The sequence below is a fragment of the Acidimicrobiia bacterium genome (genome assembly GCA_016650365.1).
Lineage (GTDB): Bacteria > Actinomycetota > Acidimicrobiia > Spongiisociales > JAENVV01 > JAENVV01.
This window is the reverse complement of the sequence record JAENVV010000174.1, coordinates 1-4072: the sequence shown is the minus strand read 5'-3', so window position 1 is coordinate 4072 and position 4072 is coordinate 1. Positions and strand designations below refer to the sequence as shown.

Here is a 4072-nt window from a genome sequence, read left to right as displayed (position 1 = left end):
TCGTCGTCGGAACGATTATGACCATTTGGGGAATCCTCTCGCTTATTCAGTCGTAGCCGCCGTGCGCGCCGCGACTACGACTATCCTTGATGACACAAATGCGGGTGTAGTTCAGTGGCAGAACACGAGCTTCCCAAGCTCGATACGCGGGTTCGATTCCCGTCACCCGCTCTGAGCAACTCAGGCGACAACTCGCCCGGTTCGATCTCAAGCCGCTGTCCGGTACTCACAGCATCGTCGCTTACCCTGCCCGGGCCGGGGGCTCGACCACCAGTGCGGAAACCCTCATGCTGCCATGGCCCAGAGCCTCGAATCGATTGTATAGAACCGGGTGCCGCAATTGCATAAACCTAGGGATGTCACCGGATTCCGACTAGAGTGCCGGTGCGGGGGGATTCCGTACGCGTTACGAGTAGAACGTGGTGAAGTGGCAGACACGATAAGGGTTATGGTCGTCGACGACGACACAGAAGACCTTCAGATGATTTCAGCCCTCCTGGAAGCCGGGACGACAGTTCCGTTGGAGATCAATCCGGCGAGTTCCTATGAGGACGCCCTCAGCAAGCTTCACGGTGCTCAGTTTGACGTAGCCGTGGTCGACCACCGACTGGGAACTCACACTGGATTTGATCTCATCAAAGCCAGTCGTGCTCAGGGATTTGTTGGTTCGTTCGTGCTGGTTACCGGCTTCGGTAGCTCATCAATCGACGACCAGGCTCTCGAAGCCGGGGCAGCCGGATACATCCCCAAACAAGAACTGGAACCTGAGCCGCTTGCACGGATGGTTCGATACGCCGCCAGCACATCCAAAGGTGCGACCAGAACCCCCGACGAAAAGCCGACCTGGACACCTCGCAAAGGAGACCTTGCCCTTCATTTGGCCCTTGCCAAGGGCTCCACGGTTCGAGAAGCGGCCGCCGCAGCTGGAATCAGCGAACGAACCGTTCATCGGCGGATGGACGAACCGGGATTCCTCGAAGAGGTCGAACGCCTCCGAGCCGATTTACGAGATCGGGCTCTTGACATCGCGGCCCGGGACATCTCGGACGGTCGCTGAATCGACCGGTCGCCGAATCGACCGCTACGACAGCTTCAGAACTAACTCGACCGACGCAAGGCTGAGTCGCGTTGCACGATGCCTAGCGACACGCCTTCCATCAAAACCTCGCGCGCCTGGGTTGCGCCGCGTACCTGGTCCGCGATCACGGTCGAAGCGTTCTCCCAAGCGGTCTTCACCAGGCCGAGGGTGAATTGCTTGGCGCGATCGGGTTCCCAAGCCACCAGCACGTACTCGTGGCTCATGTGGAGCTGCCGAAGGATATTGGGGATCGGCGTCAGGCTATTGACTATCAGACAGGTACCTTCTCCTTGCCGATGAGCCCGCTCGAGGGTCCGGCGCGTTTGATACACCCCTTCGTCACTGTCGACGGCCCGGACGGTTCGAAACGGTGAGTGGTCACCCTTGGCGGGACCCAGTTTGCCGTCGGGAACAATGAGGAATCCCTTGGAGGCCGGATCCAGAAACTTCATGCATGTCACCGCGTCACTGGTGGTCGTTACTCGTGCCCCAACGGCGGCGTCGATGCCCTGCACGTACGAGGCAAGGTCTCGGATCACCTGGGGGGTAATCGTCGCGCGACGGGCCTCGTTCGCGTCAAAGAGTTGCAGCTTGTTCATCAAGACCTCCAGCCGGATGGGCCAGTGACCGCGCCCGACGAGGATCGGCCGATTGGCAGAGTTTGCATAGATAGTGTTTGGACACCAACGGCCGGCAACGCGGCATGAGCGGTGCGGGGATGCTCCCTGTTCGCCAGTTCGGTGGCGGATGCCAGGGTGGAAACGGCCCAGGTTGTCGCGGTAGGTTGGGTGACGATCACCGCGACGCCACCCCGAATGCTGAGGTTCAATCGCTTCGCCCGAGCCGCCACTGCCAAATCCGTCATGTTCGCAGATATCGGACAAAGTCCGCCAAAACTTGACACACTATCGATCATGAGTACCACTGGGCGTCAGACTGTGGTTCCCGATATACGGTCCTAAACCTTGCGTACTAACGTTTTACTTGGAGCCAGTTGAGGAACGGAAGGTGTGGGTGTGAGTTTCGTCAAGGTGCTCATCGTCGATGATTCACCGACCGACCTGATGATCCTTTCCGCCCTACTCAACCAGGCAGGCGACTACCAGGTGACCCAGGCTACGGACGGGTTCAAGGCACTTGACGCTCTCAGCCAAGGACTGCCGGATATATGTTTGGTCGACTTCGACATGCCAGGGATGAACGGTCTGGAATTCGTCGGCCGGGCCCGATCCGAGTATTCGGACCTTACCTTCATCGTGATTAGCGGAGTTCCCGCAAGCGATATCGCGTCGGCCGCCCTGGCCGTGGGTGTGCACACGATCATCTCAAAGGCCGATATCGACTCCAGACTTCTTGACCGGGAGATCGAGGCGGCGATGGCGGCCCGTTTACAATAGCGCGGCCCTCCGGGCGCCGTACAACATGAAAGGCCTGATGAGCGCGATCGATACAAACGCCTATCATCAACTCTTCGAGGCGATGCCCGTGGCCGCCCTACTTGTCGACGATCACGGGACCTGCCTTGACACCAACCCGGCTGCGGTGAAGATTCTCGGCCCGGCTTGCCTCGACCCAACCTGGAATGTATTCGATTCCGATATCCTGCGCGGTGACGAGCTGGATCGACTGGTCGACTCGATTCGGTCAACCGGCACCGTCGAAAGCTATGACGCCACCGTCCACGGTTCGCCAGGCAGTCGGTTGGTGCACATTTCCGGGCATCGCGTCTTCAACGAACCTCGCCAACAACACGTGACGTGGCTCCTGCTTGGCGATGTGGCCGACAACTCGGCCGCCGCCTATCAACTCGCCCGACTGAACCGCCAACTCGAAGACAGCAACCGACAACTCGACCAATTCGCCTCGATGGCTGCACACGACCTGAAGGCTCCGGCACGTCGGGTTCGGATGTTTGCCCAACTTCTCGACAACGACCCAACCCTGAGTGAATCTTCACGCGGGTTTGTTCACCGGATACATACTTCGGGGAGCCAGATGGAAGAAATCGTCGACAGCCTTCTCCAGTTCGCCAGGGTTGACGAGGGACTCGATGCCGTGAAGCCGGCCAATCTGCGACAGCTTCTCCAGCGAGTCTGCACGCAGTGCGCTCATGATCTGGAAGAAGCAGGCTATGAGATCCGCGTAGGAGGCACCTATCCGACCGTATCGGTTGATGCGGTCGCCATCGAACAGTTGTTTCAGAACCTGGTGAGTAATGCCGTGAAGTTCCGTCGCCGGGACGTTTCTGGCGTGCTCACCGTGACCTCACGAGCCGAGCCAGACCTCGGTGGCGACCACGTAATCGTCTTTTCGGACAACGGGGTCGGCTTTCCCGAAAGAGACTCCGAACAAGTATTCGAAATGCTGTACCGGGCCCATAACAAGTCTGAATTTGAGGGCAACGGCATCGGGTTGGCGATCTGTCGTCGCGTCTGTCGCGCCCACGGGTGGGTCATTACCGCTCAGAGCCCCGGCGAATATGGGGCTTCGTTCCGAATCGTCATTCCGAAGTCCGACCTCGATGACTATCACCGAAGATAGGGACGACATGATCACGAAGCCGACTTCAGCCAACTACTATCTCGACTCGTGATCTTTTCTGACCGAACCATCAAAGAAGCCATCGCCGACGGACGGGTCTCGATCGAACCGTACGACGAATCAATGGTCCAGCCTTCGAGCATCGATCTTCGGGTTGATCGCTACTTCCGGGTGTTCCAAAACCACAAGTATCCGCACATCGACCCTCGTAGCCGCCAGGAAGACCTGACAACAATCGTCGAGGTCGCCGGCGACGAACCGTTCGTGCTGCATCCCGGCGAGTTCGTGCTCGGCTCGACCCTCGAGCGGGTCCGTCTCGGCGATGATGTGGTCGCCCGCTTGGAGGGAAAGTCGTCATTGGGTCGCCTCGGTCTGCTTATTCATTCCACCGCAGGCTTCGTTGACCCCGGGTTCGACGGCTATCTGACCCTGGAACTCTCCAACGTAGCCAAC

Annotated in this window: 5 protein-coding genes and 1 tRNA gene; 5 read left to right on the top strand and 1 reads right to left on the bottom strand. The window is 59.0% G+C overall.

All coding sequences use genetic code 11. The annotated features are described in order from the left end of the window. Nucleotides 1–100: 100 nt before the first annotated feature. A tRNA-Gly gene (locus tag JJE47_10770) sits at nt 101–171 on the top strand. A gap of 256 nt (nt 172–427) precedes the next feature. Next, complete coding sequence (locus JJE47_10765; protein MBK5267903.1) at nt 428–1057, top strand: response regulator; 630 nt, start codon at nt 428–430, stop codon at nt 1055–1057. Between the two features lie 41 nt (nt 1058–1098). Here the strand turns inward: JJE47_10765 and JJE47_10760 are convergent, their stop codons facing one another. Then, nucleotides 1099–1677 (bottom strand): hypothetical protein, encoded by a 579-nt coding sequence (locus JJE47_10760; GenBank protein MBK5267902.1) that lies wholly within the window; start codon nt 1675–1677, stop codon nt 1099–1101. A 417-nt stretch (nt 1678–2094) separates the two neighbouring features. On the opposite strand from JJE47_10760, the gene JJE47_10755 reads away from it, so the two are divergent. The 3 genes from JJE47_10755 to JJE47_10745 all read left to right on the top strand — a co-directional run. Continuing rightward, nucleotides 2095–2475 (top strand): response regulator, encoded by a 381-nt coding sequence (locus JJE47_10755; GenBank protein ID MBK5267901.1) that lies wholly within the window; start codon nt 2095–2097, stop codon nt 2473–2475. A gap of 37 nt (nt 2476–2512) precedes the next feature. Continuing rightward, nucleotides 2513–3619 carry a PAS domain-containing sensor histidine kinase gene (locus JJE47_10750; protein ID MBK5267900.1) on the top strand — a complete coding sequence of 369 codons (1107 nt, stop codon included), beginning with the start codon at nt 2513–2515 and terminating at the stop codon, nt 3617–3619. 48 nt (nt 3620–3667) lie between these two features. Continuing rightward, the coding region (locus JJE47_10745) for a dCTP deaminase (GenBank protein ID MBK5267899.1) at nt 3668–4072 on the top strand (405 nt) is incomplete at its 3' end.